We start from the raw sequence: 16,567 nt of genomic DNA on the forward strand, positions 1-16,567 counted from the left end.
CTTTTATTTTTTAAGTTTTCAAACCATTTTTGATTTATTAAACTATCTTTATTACTATAACAAAAGTTAAAATTTAAATTAGAACAAATTATTTCTTCAGTTAAATCTTTTCTTTTTAAACTTGCATTCATATGAGTTAAAAAATAGTTTTCACCCATTTTTTCATACATACTTGAAATTAGAGTTATTAACTTTAAATCATCTTTATTTTCAAGTAAACTTGATATTTTTTTTCTACTTAAAGGTTTAAAACCAAACTCTTTTACAAAAGAGATTGCTTTTTTTCTAAGAGCCACTTCATTTTTTGATAAAGAACAACATGAAGCTGAAAGAATAAGTAAATTATCTACTTTTTTAGGATATTTCAATGCAAAATAAGTAGCTAAATAACCTCCCATAGAAAACCCTAAAAGATTTACTTTTTCTTCTTTAAAGTTTAATTTTTCAATCATTTTATCAAAACTATCTTCTAAAGGAATATCCACATATATTAATTCATATTCATTTTCTAAATAAAAATATATATCTTTAAAGACTCTTTCATCACACATCAATCCAGGCAATAAATATATTTTTGTTTTTTTCAAAATACTACTTTAATCTAGAAGTTGCAAATCTTACTACTAAAAAAACTAAAACTGAAAAACCTATAATAACAGCAGCAACAGGTGCAGAAAAACTCAAACCATAACTATTAAATCTATCAAAAATTAAAACAGGTGTTGTCATAGGATGATAAACTAAAATAACAACTGCACCAAACTCTCCAAGCCCTCTACTCCACATCATCAATGCACCATTTATAATATCTTTTTTAGCATTTGGAATAGTAATTCTAAAAAATACAGATAAAGGACTAGCACCTAAAGTTCTAGCTACTTTTTCAAGCTTTACATCAACTTTTCTAAAACCATCTTTTGCACTATTTATTAAAAAAGGAGCTGATAAAAACATCATTGCAATCATAATTCCATACTCAGTTCCAACAAACTCTATTCCAAAAAACTTAAAAAAATCTCCTAAAAAAGTATCTCCAAAAGTTGTTAAAAGAGCAATACCAGCAGCAGTGTGAGGAATCATAACAGGTATATCAATAATTGATTCTATTAAACTTCTTCCAGGAAAATTATATCTTGCAATAATATATGCAAGTGGTAATCCTGTTATTAAAACAAACATCATAGCCCAAGCTGATACTTTCATAGTAAGCCAAATAGAAGCTAAAACCTCTCCATCTTTTATTGTTTCAATTAGTTTATCACTTCCAACACCAACAAACATCTTTAAAATAGGAATACTTAAAAAGAAAACTATTATACATGCAAGGGTAATAAGTAAAATTGTAAACGATTTTTTTTGCATTAAATAAATCCTATATCTTTTTTATCAAAGCCAATAAATACTTTATTGCCACCATTTGCATAACAACCCTCATACTCTCTTTTAAGTATTTTTATAAAAAATTGATGATTCTTTACATTTACAAAAAGTTTATAATGATCAACAACTCCCATACAATCTTCTAATATTGCTTCAAAAGTATAATCACACTCTGGTCTTTTTTTATTTGATACATGTATAACATTTGGATCAACAGAAAAAAACTTTGAAGATGAAGTAAAACCTAGTAAAGAAGATGGAAAAATATTTTTAAAACCTAAAAAAGTTGCAACATCTATATTTGCAGGATGATTCAATACTGTCTCACTATTTCCCACTTGTTGTATTTTACCATTCATGATAATAGCAATTTTATTTGCTAAATAAGAGGCTTCCCTAAAATTATGAGTTACATGAATAGTAGTTAAATCATATCTTTTATGAATATCTTTTAAACTTTTCATAATAGAGTTTCTAAAAGTTGGATCAATTGCACTTAAAGGTTCATCTAAAAGTAAAATTTTTGGTCTTGAAAACAAAGCTCTTGCTATTGCGACTCTTTGTTTTTCTCCTCCACTTAAATTCTCAATCTCTCTTTTTAAAAGTTTTCCAAGTTTTAAAAAATCTACTAAATCATCAAATAACTCATTTGCATTGTCTATTTTTTTATATTTTGATGCAAATTTAATATTTTGTTCCACATTTAAATTAGGAAATAGTGCAAACTCTTGATATACAAAACCTATATCTCTATGTTCTGGATGAAGTTGTGAAATATCACTATTTTTATATATTATTTTTCCAGTACTGTTATTTAAACCAGCAATTGTTTCTAAAAGTCTTGTTTTTCCACTTCCACTTTGCCCTAAAAGTACAAAATACTCATTTTTTTCAATCTCTAAATTTACATTATCAAGCACAAAACTATCTATTGTGCTTGATAAATTCTCTAGTTTTAAATAACTCATTATTTCCCTAAAATAGAAGCATCACCAGTTATTTTTGCTGGACTAATAACTCCTTGACCATTTTTTTTCATAATATCTTGTCCTTTTTGTGATAAAACAAAATTTACAAATTTAATAGCACCTTCTTTATTTGCAGGTGATTTTTCATTTTCTGCAATTGTTATTCCATATATCATTGAAGCACCAGTTTTTGTTATAAATGTACCTGGTTTTTTACCATCAATTTTAATTGAAGCAGTTTTATAAAAATCTGCATTTTCATTATCTTTTAAAGAAACTTCTTTAGGTAAAGTAATATATTTTAAGCCATGTTGTTTGGCAACTGATTTATAAATATATAAATAATCATATGCATTTGCCTCAATAAGCCCTAATAAATCAGTCTCTTTTGGTCTTACAATAACTTTTTTCTTATTCTCTTCACCAACTTTATAAGACTCTCCATATCCTAATAATTTGTTATAAAAATCTGGAATTTTATAAAAATCTTCTGCTAATTTTGTAACTATTATACTTCTGTATCCACAAGGATCCATATTTGGATTAGAATGACCTACTTTTACACCATCTCTTAAAAAAATCTCTGGCCAATTTTTTGAATTAATTTCATCTGCATATTTAGAATTAGCAGTATATGCAATTGCCATCTCATTTGTTGCAAATTGTGCATTAAATTTAGCATTATTTGGAATTAATAAATTATCAATTACTTTAAAATCTGCACTTGCCATAACATCTGCTGCTTTTTTAATCTCTGATATTTTTCTAGCTGCTGCTCTACTTCCACTAGCTTCTCTTTGAACATCATATTGTGGATATTTTGTTTCAAACGCTTTTTCAATTTGTGAAAATGGTACTGATAAACTTCCTGCATGAAATACAATAATTTTCTCTTTTGCCATTGCTGATGTTGCTGCCATAGCAGTAGCTAATACTGCTGATAATAAAATTTTCTTCATATTTTTTTCCTATAATAAATTTAAATCCAACAAGCTTTGCTTGTATCTATTGTTACATCTACTTCACTTCCTGGAAGTAGGCTTTTTTCTTCTATAATATTTTTTGAAAGTTTTGAATTTAAAGTAATACCTCCAATAACAAACTCAACTAACATTTGATTATCACAATTTTCTTTATATATTGAAGTTATTACAGCTTTTATGCTATTAGAACTTTTTTTATTTAAATAAATATCATCTGAGCTTATCATTACAATTGAGTCCCTTTTTTTGGAAATACTATTTTCAAATACCAACTTTTGACCACAAAAAAACTCTTTTGTTAAGTTTCCATTAGAATCTTTTTTCCAAGGTGCAAAAAGCAAATTTATACTTCCACTTTGAACTAATTCTCCTTGAAAAAGTGCAATCTTTTTATCACAAGTATGATTTAGCCAATTATGATCATGACTAGAAATAAATAAAGTAGTATCCCACTTTTGTTTTGCTAAAAATATAGCTTCTTTTATTAATTGTGCTGAATTTGTATCTACTCCTGAGGTTGGTTCATCTAAGATTAAAACCTTTGGTTTTAATATCAATCTTGCAGCTAATGCAACCCTTTGAGCTTCTCCACCTGAGAGTTGACTCCATTTTCTATTTTTAAAAGAGTCTTCTAATCCTACTTGATTAAGTGCTTGTGTAACTCTTTGGTTTAGATTTTTTGTATCATTTCTTAAGCTTAAACCATATATAACATTATCAAAAACACTTCTTTTTAATAAATAAGGATTTTGAGGAAGAATTACAATATCTTGTTTTACCTTATGCTCAAGCTTTTTACTATCAACTCCATTGAATAAAACTGTCCCAAAAGTAGGTTTTGATACAAAAGATAATATAGAAAATAGTGTAGATTTTCCACTTCCATTTGGTCCAAAAACACCTGTTATTTTACTCTGTTCTAATATCAATTTATCTATGTTTAAAACTCGTTTTTCATTGTGATAGTGTTCTACATTTTTTAATTCATATAAAGACTTCACTGTGTCCATTTCCTTTTTAACATAGATAAAACAATATTAACCATCAAAGCAACACAAAAAAGAACTAATCCAAGTGCAATACCTGTAATAAATTCACCTTTTCCTGTCTCAAGTGCAATTGCAGTTGTAACTGTTCTTGTATGATATTTAATATTTCCACCAACCATCATAGAAATACCAATTTCTGTGACAATTCTTCCATAAGCTGTCATTGCAGCTGTCATAAGTCCAAATCTAGCTTCAAGAAGTGTTGATAATAAAATCTGCCTTGAGTTAGCACCTAATCCTTTTAAAGATAAATAAAGTCTTTTATCTACAGCTTCTACTTGAGTTGCAGTTAATGCAATAATAATAGGAAGACCCAAAACAATTTGTCCTATAATAATTGCTTTTTGAGTAAATAACAAACCAAACTCACCAAATACACCACTTCGTGAAAGCATTGTATAAGCTATTAAACCTATAACTACAGTTGGAAGTGCTAAAAGCGTATCCACAATAGTTCTTACAACGGTTTTGCCAGGGAAGTTATAATACCCTAGCAAAAAACCTAAAGGAAGACCTATAATTAAGCTAATTAATAAAGACCAAGAAGATACTGTAATTGTTACAGCAATTGCTGAATATACACTATCATTTCCTGATACAAGCAATTGTATAGCTTCATTAAAGCCATCAGTAAAAAGATTCATCTAATATTATTACCTTATAAAAACTCTTTATTTATCTGCATTAGGAATAAATAATGATTTACCTAATAATCTAAAATCTGCAATAAATTTTTGAATCTCATCTTTTACAATCCAATTTGTAAACTGTTTTGCTAATTCTGGTTTTACATTTTTGCATTTTTGTTTATTAATTGTAATTACACTATATTGATTAAATAGTGATTTATCACCCTCAACAACAATTTTCATACTATTATTATCACCTTTTTGTGATTGATACTTAATCCAAGTTCCTCTATCTGTCATTGTATATCCATCTTTTTCAGATGCCATATTAATAGTTCTTAACATTCCTTGACCTGTTTGAACATACCATGATGCTTTTTCAGGAGCTTTTGATAAAGCTTTTTTCCATAAACTAATCTCTTTTTTATTAGTTCCAGAGTTATCACCTCTACTAAAAAAGTTTGCATTTGCTTCTTTGATTTTTGCTAAAGCTTTACTTGCAATCATACCATTAACTTTTGCAGGATCATTTTTTGGTCCAATAATAACAAAGTCATTATACATAACTTGTTTTCTATTTACTCCATATCCACTTTCTACAAACTTTTTCTCACTTGCTGGAGCATGCACAAAAAGAATATCGACATCACAATTTTGTCCCATTTTTAAAGCTTTACCAGTTCCTGTTGCAACCCATTTTAAAGTAGTACCAGTATCTTTTTGAAACTTTGGCGCTAAATAGTCTAATAATCCAGTATTATCTGTACTAGTAGTTGTAGCCATCATTAAATCTTTTGCCATTAAGTTTGTTGATACTACCATTGAAACTGATGCTAAAAGCATTGTTAATTTATTGAATTTCATTGTTTTCCCTTTTTATAAAAATTAAATTGTTTAATTAAAAATATCTATTTGTTTATTTAATAGTTTGTTATTAAATTTAATAACACCAACCTCTTGATTACAATTTATACTTTGTGTATCTTTATTTGTTACCAATAATGCATTGCTTTCATATAAAGCTGTAATCATCCCTGAACCATATTTATTATCTCTTGTTACCTTAAAACCTCCATTTTCGCAAGATCCAAGTACAACATTTACTCTTCCTTGTTTTGTTTTAAAATCTTTTTTATTTGTTGCTTTTATCACATCATGATAAAAACAGTTACTTCCTTGAAGTTTTTTTAATACAGGAATAGCAAAAAGATGCATATTTACCATCGCAGTTAATGGATTCCCAGGAAGTGACATAACAGTAGTTTTACCCATTTTCCCCATCATTATAGGTCTTCCAGGCTTTACATTTACTCCATGAAATGCAGTTTCTAAACCATTTTCTAAAAATGCTTGTGCAACAAAATCAGCATCTCCCATAGAAATACCTCCTGTTGTTATAAGCACATCATAATTTTTTAAATTTGAAATAAACTTCTTTGAACTTTCTAAATTATCAGGGATAACTCCACTGTATGAAGCATTGAAGCCTTTCTCTTTTAATAGTGCAAGTAAAGCATACGAGTTACAATTATATATCTCATCTTCACTAGAAGTTTGCCATGGTTCTTTTAACTCATCACCTGTTGATAAAACAGCAATTGAAATATCTTTAAAAACTTCAAGCATTACAATACCTTGAGAAGCCAAAAGTGTAATATGAGATGAATCAATTATTTCACCTTTTTTAAATAAAATATTTCCTTTTGTCTGCTCTTCACCTTTTAATCTTAAATTACTTCCTTTTTTAATATCAATAGGTAAAGTTACACTACTTTTTGTTACATCAATACAATTTTCAATTGGAACAATTGTATCAGCATCACTTGGAACTTGAGCTCCTGTCATAATCTTATAGCATTCACCCTCATTTAAATCTGCTTGAACTTTTTCATTTTTATCTCCTGCATAAATTACTCTTTTGACATTTAATGTTTTTCCAGCATCTTCATATTTAAAAGCAAAGCCATCCATAGCTGAATTATTAAAAGATGGAAGATTTTTTTCACATACTATATCTTGTGCAAGAACTTTTCCTAAAGAGTCCAACAAAGGAACCATTTGTGTTAATGTTGTGGCATTTACAAGTTCCAAACTTCTTTTTACAGCCTCATCAAAATCTAAATATGTTAATTTATTGCTCATTTAAAACCTTTATTTGTCTATATTTTTTATAAAAAAGTTTTGATATTTTTTGAATATCTTCTTTTGTATACTCTTCATTAAAAGTTAAAGAGATTGCATTTCTACTAGTTAATTCATCATATCCCATACTTTGAATAATTCTTGAGGGCTTAGATAATCCTAAAGAGCAACCCTCTCCATTTGTAATAAGTACATTTGATAAAGATAGTGTTCTTATAAGTTCTCTTGCTTTAATTCCTTTTAATCCAAAGTGCAAAGAGTAATCTAAAGTTGTTTTATAATCTACAAAAAAGTATAAATCATCTTTAAAAATATCTTGTAACTCTTTTATAAAAATCTCTTTATTACTTGTGTTAAATTTTTGCTCTTTTAAAGCTTCAAAAGTCAGTTTCACTGCAATTGAGTCTATATTTGCAATGTTTTGTTCTTCAAACTCATCATTGTATAAAACTATTGCATTACTTGTATATCCACATATTTTATAAGAATCAAAAATCGCAATATCACAATCTTTATCAAAATTAGCACTACAATTTGAAATAATTTTTGCATTACTTAACTTTTTTATATCTTTTAGCTGTGTTTTTACAAAAGTATCCATCACATAAGAAGAGATAAATATATAATCAAACTTACTTTTTTCTAAAAAACTTAAATCAACACTTCCATCTTTTTTTAATTCAAGCCAAGTTATTTCAAAACCTAACTTTTCATACTCTTGTGCTGCTTGAATAATAGCTTCTGATTCTCCTTTACTTACAGCAATTTTTCCTTTTAAATCTAAAAATAGACCTAAAACCCCTGCTTTTGAAAAATCAATTGTTTTTAATTCATTAAAATTATATTTTGTAGTAAACTCTTTTTTAAAACTATTAAAGGTGTCATTATCACTTAAAACATTAAGTGAATCATCTTTTGTAATATGGTAATTTTGCACATTTGGGTACAATAAAAAATTTAACTTATACACTATTTATCCTCCTTTGGACTTAATATCTCTTTCCCATTTTTATGGAACAGTTCTTGAAATCTTTGTTCTGAATATCTTTTTATATCATCTTCTAAAACTTTATAAGTTTGAATAACTTCTCTAGCTTTTGGAGTAAGTGTTGTGCCACTATTTTCTCCTCTTCCTTTAAATCTTAAAACTAAATCTTCTTCAATATGTTTTTCTAAAATCTTAATATGAGTCCAAGCTTTTTTATAGTTCATTCCTACTTTCTTTGCTGCTTCTGCAATAGAGCCAGTAGTATCTATATTTTCTAAAACTTCTGTTTTTCCACTTCCAAAAATTAGATTTTCTTCATCGTCTTCAATCCAAACTTTTATTTTTACTTTCATTTTTCTTACCTTTTTTTTCTCTAAAACACCCTAATTGACAATGTGTCACTTCAATATCAGAGTTTTTTACTGTTGAACCAACAGTTCTTAAAGTAGATTTTTGAGCTTCTTCCCATAAAACTTTGCATCCAAGTTCTTTATGTCCCATATAGTTTTGCTTTAATCTATTATAAACTTCTATATAAGGATCATGAAATTTTAATTTTCCAAAAACACCCAATTCACAATTTGTGATCTTTATTCCTAAACTTTTTGTAATTGCAGACATCTCTTTTGGCTTTTTACCAATTAATCTTGCAACCTTAAAAGCTTTTAGACATGATAGTTTACCATCTTCGTCTAAATTTGTTAAGATTAACTCTTTTTGTATATTATCAAGTTTTATGTCAATATTGTCATCAATACTAGACATCAATTCTTCCTTGATGTGTATATAAATTCATTCTTTTGCCTCTTGCAAAACCTATTAATGTAACTCCATGTTTATGTGCAGTTTGTACTCCAAGATATGTGGGTGCTGTTCTTGAAACTATAATAGGAACTTTATGCATAACCGCTTTTGTAACCATTTCAGATGATAATCTTCCACTTACAAATAAAACTGATTTAGTTGTGTCTAAACCTTTAAGTTTACACTTTCCTACAACTTTATCAATTGCATTGTGTCTTCCTATATCTTCAGAAGTCACTGTTGTTCCATCAAGTAAATAAATCATAGCTTTATGTACACATCCTGTTAACTTATAAAGTTCGCTCTCTTCATAAAACTTCTTTACTTCTGTTGATATTGTTTCAGGTTTAACTTGGAAAGATACTTGATTAAAAGGTATTTCAACATTACCTTCAACATTTCCAGTAACTCCTCCACCACAACCACTTACAAGAGTTTTTTCTGTATATAAATTTTCTAATGAACCTTCATTTATTTTTGCTTTAATATCAACTCTTAATCCATCTTCACTTAAAGTTAACTCTTCTACATCATCAATATTTGATATAACATTTTCACTCATTAAAAAACCAATTGCATGTGCATCTTGATCTATTGGAATACACATCATAGAGATAGCCTTTTCTCCATTTAAATATAGATTTAATCTTGATTCTTCAATTGTTACATCATCAAACTCAACGGCTTCATTTCCTGATACTTTATCTATTATTACTTTTTTTAAATATTTTTGATTATCCATTATTTCACTTTTACTAATATGTTTAAAAAGAACATTATAATAAAAAAAAACTGGGAAGAACTTAAATCTCCCCAGTTTTTTAATTTATATTTTATTTTTTAATCTAAACTTTATTTTGTTTTTTTAACTCTTTATAATAAGTGCTGTGAAGAATTTCAATCTCTTCTTCTTCTTTATCCCCTGTAATCATACTATGTATAGCACCTTTAATTGCAAACATTGACATATAAATATGTGTGAAAAATAATGCTGCTACTGCCATACCTAATATATTATGTACTATTGCACTTAATCTTAGAAAATCAATTTGTGTTAATCCCATTGATTTTATTATTGCTAATTCAAAGTCTTGGAAAAACATTACTGCACCTGTTAGAATCATTAAAATCCCTCCAAATGTACATACCCAAAACCACATCTTTTGTCCGGCATTGAATTTACCTGCTGGTATTGGTCTTTTTACTTTACTTAAGTATCCACCAAGTATCATCATCCATTTTACATCATCCATTGTTGGTAGCATCTCTTTAAACCACATTATTAACATTGGAACTACTGCTATACAAAACAGTACTGTTGATAAAGCATGTAAGTCTTTACATATTCTTACAAACTCTCCTCCTCCAAATGTTGTACCAAACACCATGATAAAACCTGTTGGTACTAGCACTAAAAACGATACTCCTGCAATCCAGTGGATTACCCTATGAAATATTGTAAATACTGGTATCTTTTTTCTATCATGTGAAAATACTTTTGGTCCAATAATTAAATAATGTATTAAAAACACTGCTGGTATCCCAAGAGCTACAACTAAGAATCCTATTGAAAAATATTTCCCTTGAAGTACTGTGAACCATTGACCTAAATGTAATGAACCCTCTTTTCCATAACCTAATATATTTGTTATTAACTCTTCACCATAAATAGCACTATCAGCAGCAAATGCTGCTGTAGTTAAAGCTAAAAAGATGATTATCATTTTTCGTTTCATCATAAGCCTTATTTTGCTCCGTATGCTCTACTCCAAGTCATTGGTGATGTTTGTACCCCATGACCTCTTGCTAGAACTCTTTCTCTATATATTGCGCTTACTTCTTGTGCATCTCCTACTAATAATGCTTTTGTTGAACACATAGCCGCACATACAGGTACTCTTCCTTCTGAGATTCTATTTTGTCCATAGATATGTCTCTCTTTCTCACTATTTGTTTCTAGTGGTCCACCAGCACACATTGTACATTTATCCATAGCACCTTTTGCTCCAAAGGCACCTTCTCTTGGAAATTGTGGAGCTCCAAATGGGCAAGCATATAAACAATAAGCACAACCTATACAAGTCTCTTTATCATGAAGTACTATTCCATCTTCTCTGATATAAAAACAATCAACTGGGCATACTTGCTCACAAGGTGCATCATTACAATGCATACAAGCTATTGATAAAGAGTACTCTAATCCCTCTTTTCCTTCATTTAATGTTATTACTTTTCTTCTATTAATACCAGCTGGTAATTCATGAGCTTCAGCACACGCAATTGAACATCCATCACATTCAATACATCTACCTTCATCACAATAGAATTTTAATCTTGACATTTCACTCATACCTAAACTCCTACGCTCTTTCTATTCGGCATAATCCGCCTTTTGTCTCTGGAATTTGTGTAATAATGTCATAACCATAGTTAGTAACAGTATTCGCACTTTCACCAATAGCATAAGGTTTTGTTCCTTTTGGATACTTATGACTAATATCTTCCCCTTGGAAGTGTCCTGCAAAGTGGAAAGGTAAAAATACTCTATCTGGGCTAACAGAATATGAATATTTAGCTTTTACTTTAATTTTCGTTCCCTCAGGAGAGTGAATCCAGATCATACCACCATCTCTTACACCTAACTGACCTGCTAAATCTGGATTAATACTACAGAACATTTCAGGACTTAGTGCTGCAAGATATTTAGATGCTCTATTTTCCATACCAGCACCGTTCATATTTACAAGTCTTCCTGTAACTAAGTTAATAGGGAAGTCTTTTGACCAATCTTGTTCTGTTTGTTTAGAGATATACTTTGTATCAACTCTAAAGTGATTATCCTTATCTACATAAGCAGGATATTTTTTAGTTAAATCTTGTCTTGGAGAGTGTAATGGCTCTCTGTGCATTGGAATTTCATCAGGGAATGTCCATACTCTAGCTCTTGCTTTTGCATTTCCATATGGTGCAATTCCAGCTTCCATACATTTTTGCGCAATAATATTAGATCTATCAACTTTCCAGTTTTTACCAATTTTTTTCTTCTCTTCTTCTGTCAATTTGATTTTTAGAACTTCTTCAATATTATCTCTTGTAATTTCTGGATATCCTCCATCAATTTTAGAGCCTTTTGGTGCACTACCTTTAGCAGCTAATTGAGAAACTCCATCATGTTCAAGGCCAAATCTATTTCTAAATCCCATACCTCCATCTTTTACACTTAAATTTGTGTTATAAAGTACTGGGCTTCCGCTATGATTTTCTGTCCAACAAGGCCATGGTAAACCATAATACTCGCCTTTCATCTCTCCATAACCTCTAAGTGATACTTGGTCAAACATATGCCAATTATCAGTATGTTTTTTAAGTCTTTCAGGAGTCCATCCTGTTAAACCAATAGTTTTAATAATTCTTGCAATCTCTCTTGTTGCATCTTCAGGCCATGTAAATTTACCACTACTATCTTTCATAGATGCAGTATATTGATCATAAAAACCTAATCTTTTAGATAATTCAAATAGAATTTCTTGGTCAGGTTTTGACTCATATAGTGGCTCAACAACTTTTCTTCTCCATTGAGCAGATCTATTTGTAGCAGTTACACTACCCTCTGTTTCAAACTGAGTTGCTGCTGGTAATAAGAAAACATCATCTTGTTTATCAGTTAATACAGCTGCTTCATTTACAAAAGGATCAGCTAAAACTAATAACTCTAAGTTATCTAAACCTTCTTTGATTTTTGCTTGTTGCGCAACAGATGTAATACCATTACCCATAACAAAAAGAGCTTTTAGACCTGTTTTACCATTATGGATTTTATCATTTCCATTTTTACCATCAAGTACACCAGCCCACCATCTAGCAAGTGTAAATCCATTTTTATTCATCCATTCAGGAGATTGAAATTGTCCTTTTAGCCATTCATAATCAACATTCCATTGTTTTGCGAAATATTTCCATGAACCATCTGCTAAACCATAATAACCTGGAAGAGAATTAGATAAACAACCCATATCAGTAGCACCTTGAACATTATCGTGCCCTCTTAAAATGTTTGTTCCTCCACCAGCTTTACCCATGTTACCAAGAGCAAGTTGTACGATTGGTGCTAATCTTGTATTAGAAGAACCAATTGTGTGTTGAGTTAGACCCATAGCCCAGATTAATGTACCTGGAGAATTTTTAGCATAAACAGTTGTAATTTGAATTAATTTATCAGCAGGAACACCAGTTACATCAGCAACTTTTTCAGGAGTCCATTTTTTAGCTTCTTCTTTAATTAAATCCATTCCGTAAACTCTATCATTGATAAAGCTTTCATCTGCCCAACCGTTTTTAAATATTATATTCAACATTCCATACATAAATGGAATATCAGTACCTGGTCTAATTTGACAAAAATGATCAGCTTTTGCAGCTGTTTTAGTATATACTGGATCTACTACAATTATTTGTGCATTATTTCTCTCTTTTGCTTTAAGAAAATGTGCGAATCCTACTGGGTGATTAACCGCTGGATTAGCTCCAAAAATAATTATTGATCTAGCATTTTGTATATCACCTAAAGAATTTGTCATAGCGCCATAACCCCATGTATTTGCCACACCGGCAACTGTTGCACTATGTCAGATTCTAGCTTGATGATCTATATTATTTGTTCCATACATTGCTGCAAACTTTCTAAAATAGTAAGCTTGCTCTGTATTCATTTTTGCTGATCCTAAAAACATTGTTGAATCAGGGCTTTCTTTTTCTCTTAATTCTTTCATTTTCTTAGAGATTCTTTCATATGCTTCATCCCAAGAAAGTCTTTTCCATTGCCCTTTTTCTTTAACCATTGGATGCTTAAGTCTAACTTCTGACCTAACCATATCAATCATATCAGCACCTTTACAACAATGACCTCCAAGAGAAACTGGATGATCTTGTGCAACTTCTTGTCTTACCCACACACCATTGTGTACTTCTGCAATAATACCACATCCTACAGAACATGCAGTACAGATAGTTTTTACTTTTTTTGAACCTGGAAAAGGATTTTTTACCTCTTCAGCAGTTGCTTTTCTAGTAACACCATCATTACTTGCAAAAGCGCTTACAGCACTAGAAGCCGTAGCAACAGCAGCCATTTTAATAAATGATCTTCTACCTACTTTAGCTTTTAATGCATCATATGTACTATTTGACATACTAACACCTTTTTATTTATTTTGCTTGTTTGTAATAATCTTCCCAAGCTTTTGTTTTTTTATAAAGAATCTCTTTTTTGTTAGAATTCCCTATAACAACACCATTAGAATCAGCTTCATAGCCTTTTCCGCTCGCAGCTAGTGTAGTAGCACCAACAGCTACACTTGCACCAACAACCATTGCACTTTTTTTGACAAACTGTCTTCTTTCGTTTTGCATAGTTGATCCTTATTGTTTTTTCAGTCTCTAAGAGACAAAGAAAAAGTAAAACTTACTCTTTCTTTGTCCCTTAGAAGTTATTAATTAAATATCACTCTCTACATCATAAGTGATAAAAACATCATCTTGTTTTTTTGCTCCAGCTGCTTTTGCAGCTTTATTTCGTGCTCTTCTTTCCATCTCTTCTTTAGAAATAGTCTCTTCTTTATTAACTTCTTGTTTTTTAAACTCTTTTGGTTTTGCTCTTGAAACTTCTAAATACAATCTTTCAAACTCCATGAAAGATAGTAATGCAACAATAACATCTTTAAAAATATCTGCTTTTTCATGTTCATATATAGTTCTTGAAATCTCATCAACAAACTCATTTAATACATCAGCAAATATACAGTGTTGAACTGTTTTATATTGTTCTTGTCCATCAGCTACTAAATTTGCCAATTCAGATAATACAGCAAAAACAAATCCGATGCTATCTTCATATTCAGAATAGTTTTTTTCATCTCTTCTTATTTTAGTTTTTGCTAAAAAATCAAGCATTTGAACTCTTTTTCTACCACTTTCAACTTGTTCATCATAAAATGATGCAGTTGTTCTAACTTGTGTAGTATGTGGATTATGAAAGATATCATCATACTCTTGTAATAAAGCCACATTTGAATCTTTTTGAAGTTTATTTGCAATATTAGTAAAAGCTTCACCTGAAGCATTATCTAATGGATTTGTTTTTACAATATCAAGTAAACTTAATAATTCAAAGTATCTACTTTGATCTGTAAGATAAACAAAAAAACCACTAAAAATTTTATAATATACTGCTCTTGCTTTATTAACTTCTTGTTCTTTCATTTTTTTTCCTTGCCAAATAAAAAGTAACATTTTCATGACTATTAAAACAGGACAATTATAGTCATATTTTTTACCAATTTTAATTGTCACTTTTTCGTTTTGGTAAATTTTTATTTACCTAATTGTATGACTATAAACTTTAAATCTAACTTAGTTTATTATGAATAAACAGTAGCTATAAAGGGTAATTGAAGAGTAATTGTAAAAAAAAGAAACACTTTTTTTTTAGTAAAATCATTACTATTTTTTGGTTACTTTTTATTTACTATTATTTAAAGATTTTTACTACTCCCGCAGTATCATATTTTTAAAAATATGCCATTTTTGCATATTTAGAAATTGGAGATAAATTAAAATAATTTTTCATTCATTTTATATTGATTTAAATCAATTTTTCTAAAATTTCAAAAAGTTTCAAAATTTTAGAAAAATTCTCTCAAAGATTGAGAGAATTTTTACTATTTTTTAGATTTTTTTATCTTTATTTAACTTTTTATAAAAAGAACTATGTAAAATTTCTATTTCTTCTTCTTCTTTATAACCAGTTATAATACTATGAATTGCACCTTTAATTGCAAAAACAGACATATAAAGGTGTGTCATAAATAGTGCTAAAACAGCAAAACCTAAAACATTATGAACTATTGCACTTAATCTTAATAAATCAATTTGAGATAAACCAAGTGATGCAATAAAATCAATTTTAAAGTCTTGGAAAAACATAATTGCACCTGTTGCAATCATTACTATTCCTCCAAAAGTACATACATAAAACCACATTTTTTGACCTGCATTAAATTTACCAGCTGGAATAGGATCTTTTCTTTTGTTTAAATATCCTCCTAAAATCATAAGCCATTTTATATCATCACTTGTAGGAAGCATCTCCTTAAACCACATTATTAACATAGGTATTACAGATATAACAAAAAGTAATGTTGCAATTGCATGTATATCTTTATTTATTCTAACAAATTCACCACCACCAAAAAAATCACCAAATACCATAACTACTCCTGTTGGTATAAGTAGTATAAATGATATTGCTGCTATTGTGTGAATTGCTCTATTAAAAACTGAAAAAACATAAATCTTTTTTCTATCATGAGAAAAAATCATTGGCCCTATAATTTTATAGTGTATAAAAAAGAGTGCTGGTACTCCTAATAATACGCCTAAGAATATAGGTTTAAAATATGTGCTTTGTAATAGAGTAAACCATTTACCTAAATGTAAAGATCCCTCTTTATCATAAGCTAATATATTGGGAATTAAATCTTTTCCAAATATTGCACTTTCACTGGCAAATGCCAGTGAAGTTAAAGCTATAAGTATTAAAATTATATATTTAAATCTCATATTAATA

At 29.2% G+C, this 16,567-nt stretch carries 18 protein-coding genes; all 18 read right to left on the bottom strand.

Annotated elements, in window-relative coordinates; translation table 11 throughout:
* On the bottom strand, nt 1-587 hold a 587-nt coding region (locus ACTCCZ_RS05970), incomplete at its 3' end, for an alpha/beta fold hydrolase (RefSeq protein WP_463187193.1).
* 4 nt (nt 588-591) lie between these two features.
* On the bottom strand, nt 592-1,362 hold the full coding sequence (locus ACTCCZ_RS05975; RefSeq protein WP_079577829.1) for an ABC transporter permease: 771 nt from the start codon (nt 1,360-1,362) through the stop codon (nt 592-594).
* Complete coding sequence (locus ACTCCZ_RS05980; RefSeq protein WP_079577828.1) at nt 1,362-2,348, bottom strand: ABC transporter ATP-binding protein; 987 nt, start codon at nt 2,346-2,348, stop codon at nt 1,362-1,364. The genes ACTCCZ_RS05975 and ACTCCZ_RS05980 overlap by 1 nt, the downstream gene beginning before the upstream one ends.
* Complete coding sequence (gene wtpA, locus ACTCCZ_RS05985; protein ID WP_079577827.1) at nt 2,348-3,307, bottom strand: tungstate ABC transporter substrate-binding protein WtpA; 960 nt, start codon at nt 3,305-3,307, stop codon at nt 2,348-2,350. Before wtpA ends, ACTCCZ_RS05980 begins: the two co-directional genes overlap by 1 nt.
* 20 nt (nt 3,308-3,327) lie before the next feature.
* Nucleotides 3,328-4,332: an energy-coupling factor ABC transporter ATP-binding protein gene (locus ACTCCZ_RS05990; RefSeq protein ID WP_159445726.1), complete on the bottom strand. Its 1,005-nt coding sequence runs from the start codon at nt 4,330-4,332 to the stop codon at nt 3,328-3,330.
* A complete protein-coding gene (locus ACTCCZ_RS05995) occupies nt 4,329-5,024 on the bottom strand; it encodes an ABC transporter permease (protein ID WP_079577825.1) in 696 nt (231 codons plus the stop codon). Before ACTCCZ_RS05995 ends, ACTCCZ_RS05990 begins: the two co-directional genes overlap by 4 nt.
* A 27-nt stretch (nt 5,025-5,051) precedes the next feature.
* Entirely contained in the window at nt 5,052-5,873 is an 822-nt protein-coding gene (locus ACTCCZ_RS06000) for an ABC transporter substrate-binding protein (RefSeq protein WP_079577824.1), read from the bottom strand.
* A 30-nt stretch (nt 5,874-5,903) separates the two neighbouring features.
* A complete protein-coding gene (locus ACTCCZ_RS06005) occupies nt 5,904-7,151 on the bottom strand; it encodes a molybdopterin molybdotransferase MoeA (RefSeq protein WP_079577823.1) in 1,248 nt (415 codons plus the stop codon).
* A complete protein-coding gene (locus tag ACTCCZ_RS06010) occupies nt 7,141-8,121 on the bottom strand; it encodes a cysteine desulfurase (RefSeq protein WP_079577822.1) in 981 nt (326 codons plus the stop codon). Before ACTCCZ_RS06010 ends, ACTCCZ_RS06005 begins: the two co-directional genes overlap by 11 nt.
* Nucleotides 8,121-8,492, bottom strand: a complete 372-nt coding sequence (locus tag ACTCCZ_RS06015) for a winged helix-turn-helix domain-containing protein (protein WP_079577821.1) — start codon at nt 8,490-8,492, stop codon at nt 8,121-8,123. Before ACTCCZ_RS06015 ends, ACTCCZ_RS06010 begins: the two co-directional genes overlap by 1 nt.
* Entirely contained in the window at nt 8,464-8,904 is a 441-nt protein-coding gene (locus tag ACTCCZ_RS06020) for a ModE family transcriptional regulator (protein WP_079577820.1), read from the bottom strand. Before ACTCCZ_RS06020 ends, ACTCCZ_RS06015 begins: the two co-directional genes overlap by 29 nt.
* Nucleotides 8,897-9,685 carry a formate dehydrogenase accessory sulfurtransferase FdhD gene (fdhD, locus tag ACTCCZ_RS06025; RefSeq protein WP_079577819.1) on the bottom strand — a complete coding sequence of 263 codons (789 nt, stop codon included), beginning with the start codon at nt 9,683-9,685 and terminating at the stop codon, nt 8,897-8,899. The genes ACTCCZ_RS06020 and fdhD overlap by 8 nt, the downstream gene beginning before the upstream one ends.
* A gap of 103 nt (nt 9,686-9,788) precedes the next feature.
* On the bottom strand, nt 9,789-10,679 hold the full coding sequence (locus ACTCCZ_RS06030) for a formate dehydrogenase subunit gamma (protein ID WP_079577818.1): 891 nt from the start codon (nt 10,677-10,679) through the stop codon (nt 9,789-9,791).
* Between the two features lie 8 nt (nt 10,680-10,687).
* Nucleotides 10,688-11,293: a formate dehydrogenase FDH3 subunit beta gene (gene fdh3B / locus ACTCCZ_RS06035; protein WP_079577817.1), complete on the bottom strand. Its 606-nt coding sequence runs from the start codon at nt 11,291-11,293 to the stop codon at nt 10,688-10,690.
* 10 nt (nt 11,294-11,303) lie between these two features.
* Nucleotides 11,304-14,132, bottom strand: a complete 2,829-nt coding sequence (locus ACTCCZ_RS06040) for a formate dehydrogenase subunit alpha (protein ID WP_228145298.1) — start codon at nt 14,130-14,132, stop codon at nt 11,304-11,306.
* Between the two features lie 16 nt (nt 14,133-14,148).
* A complete protein-coding gene (locus tag ACTCCZ_RS06045; RefSeq protein ID WP_079577814.1) occupies nt 14,149-14,352 on the bottom strand; it encodes a Tat pathway signal protein in 204 nt (67 codons plus the stop codon).
* Nucleotides 14,353-14,436: 84 nt separating this feature from the next.
* On the bottom strand, nt 14,437-15,201 hold the full coding sequence (locus ACTCCZ_RS06050; RefSeq protein ID WP_079577813.1) for a TorD/DmsD family molecular chaperone: 765 nt from the start codon (nt 15,199-15,201) through the stop codon (nt 14,437-14,439).
* A 465-nt stretch (nt 15,202-15,666) separates the two neighbouring features.
* Nucleotides 15,667-16,560, bottom strand: a complete 894-nt coding sequence (locus ACTCCZ_RS06055; RefSeq protein WP_079577812.1) for a formate dehydrogenase subunit gamma — start codon at nt 16,558-16,560, stop codon at nt 15,667-15,669.
* Nucleotides 16,561-16,567 lie beyond the last annotated feature (7 nt).

The organism is Malaciobacter sp. (genome assembly GCF_055140965.1).

Excerpts from the sequence above, each read along its gene's own strand:
- ACTCCZ_RS06015 (WP_079577821.1), bottom strand. The coding sequence starts at position 8,492 with ATGAAAGTAAAAATAAAAGTTTGGATTGAAGACGATGAAGAAAATCTA.
- wtpA (WP_079577827.1), bottom strand. The coding sequence starts at position 3,307 with ATGAAGAAAATTTTATTATCAGCAGTATTAGCTACTGCTATGGCAGCA.
- ACTCCZ_RS05980 (WP_079577828.1), bottom strand. The coding sequence starts at position 2,348 with ATGAGTTATTTAAAACTAGAGAATTTATCAAGCACAATAGATAGTTTT.
- ACTCCZ_RS05975 (WP_079577829.1), bottom strand. The coding sequence starts at position 1,362 with ATGCAAAAAAAATCGTTTACAATTTTACTTATTACCCTTGCATGTATA.
- ACTCCZ_RS06055 (WP_079577812.1), bottom strand. The coding sequence starts at position 16,560 with ATGAGATTTAAATATATAATTTTAATACTTATAGCTTTAACTTCACTG.
- ACTCCZ_RS06045 (WP_079577814.1), bottom strand. The coding sequence starts at position 14,352 with ATGCAAAACGAAAGAAGACAGTTTGTCAAAAAAAGTGCAATGGTTGTT.
- ACTCCZ_RS06000 (WP_079577824.1), bottom strand. The coding sequence starts at position 5,873 with ATGAAATTCAATAAATTAACAATGCTTTTAGCATCAGTTTCAATGGTA.
- ACTCCZ_RS06005 (WP_079577823.1), bottom strand. The coding sequence starts at position 7,151 with ATGAGCAATAAATTAACATATTTAGATTTTGATGAGGCTGTAAAAAGA.
- ACTCCZ_RS05995 (WP_079577825.1), bottom strand. The coding sequence starts at position 5,024 with ATGAATCTTTTTACTGATGGCTTTAATGAAGCTATACAATTGCTTGTA.
- ACTCCZ_RS06030 (WP_079577818.1), bottom strand. The coding sequence starts at position 10,679 with ATGAAACGAAAAATGATAATCATCTTTTTAGCTTTAACTACAGCAGCA.
- ACTCCZ_RS06050 (WP_079577813.1), bottom strand. The coding sequence starts at position 15,201 with ATGAAAGAACAAGAAGTTAATAAAGCAAGAGCAGTATATTATAAAATT.
- fdhD (WP_079577819.1), bottom strand. The coding sequence starts at position 9,685 with ATGGATAATCAAAAATATTTAAAAAAAGTAATAATAGATAAAGTATCA.
- fdh3B (WP_079577817.1), bottom strand. The coding sequence starts at position 11,293 with ATGAGTGAAATGTCAAGATTAAAATTCTATTGTGATGAAGGTAGATGT.
- ACTCCZ_RS06020 (WP_079577820.1), bottom strand. The coding sequence starts at position 8,904 with ATGTCTAGTATTGATGACAATATTGACATAAAACTTGATAATATACAA.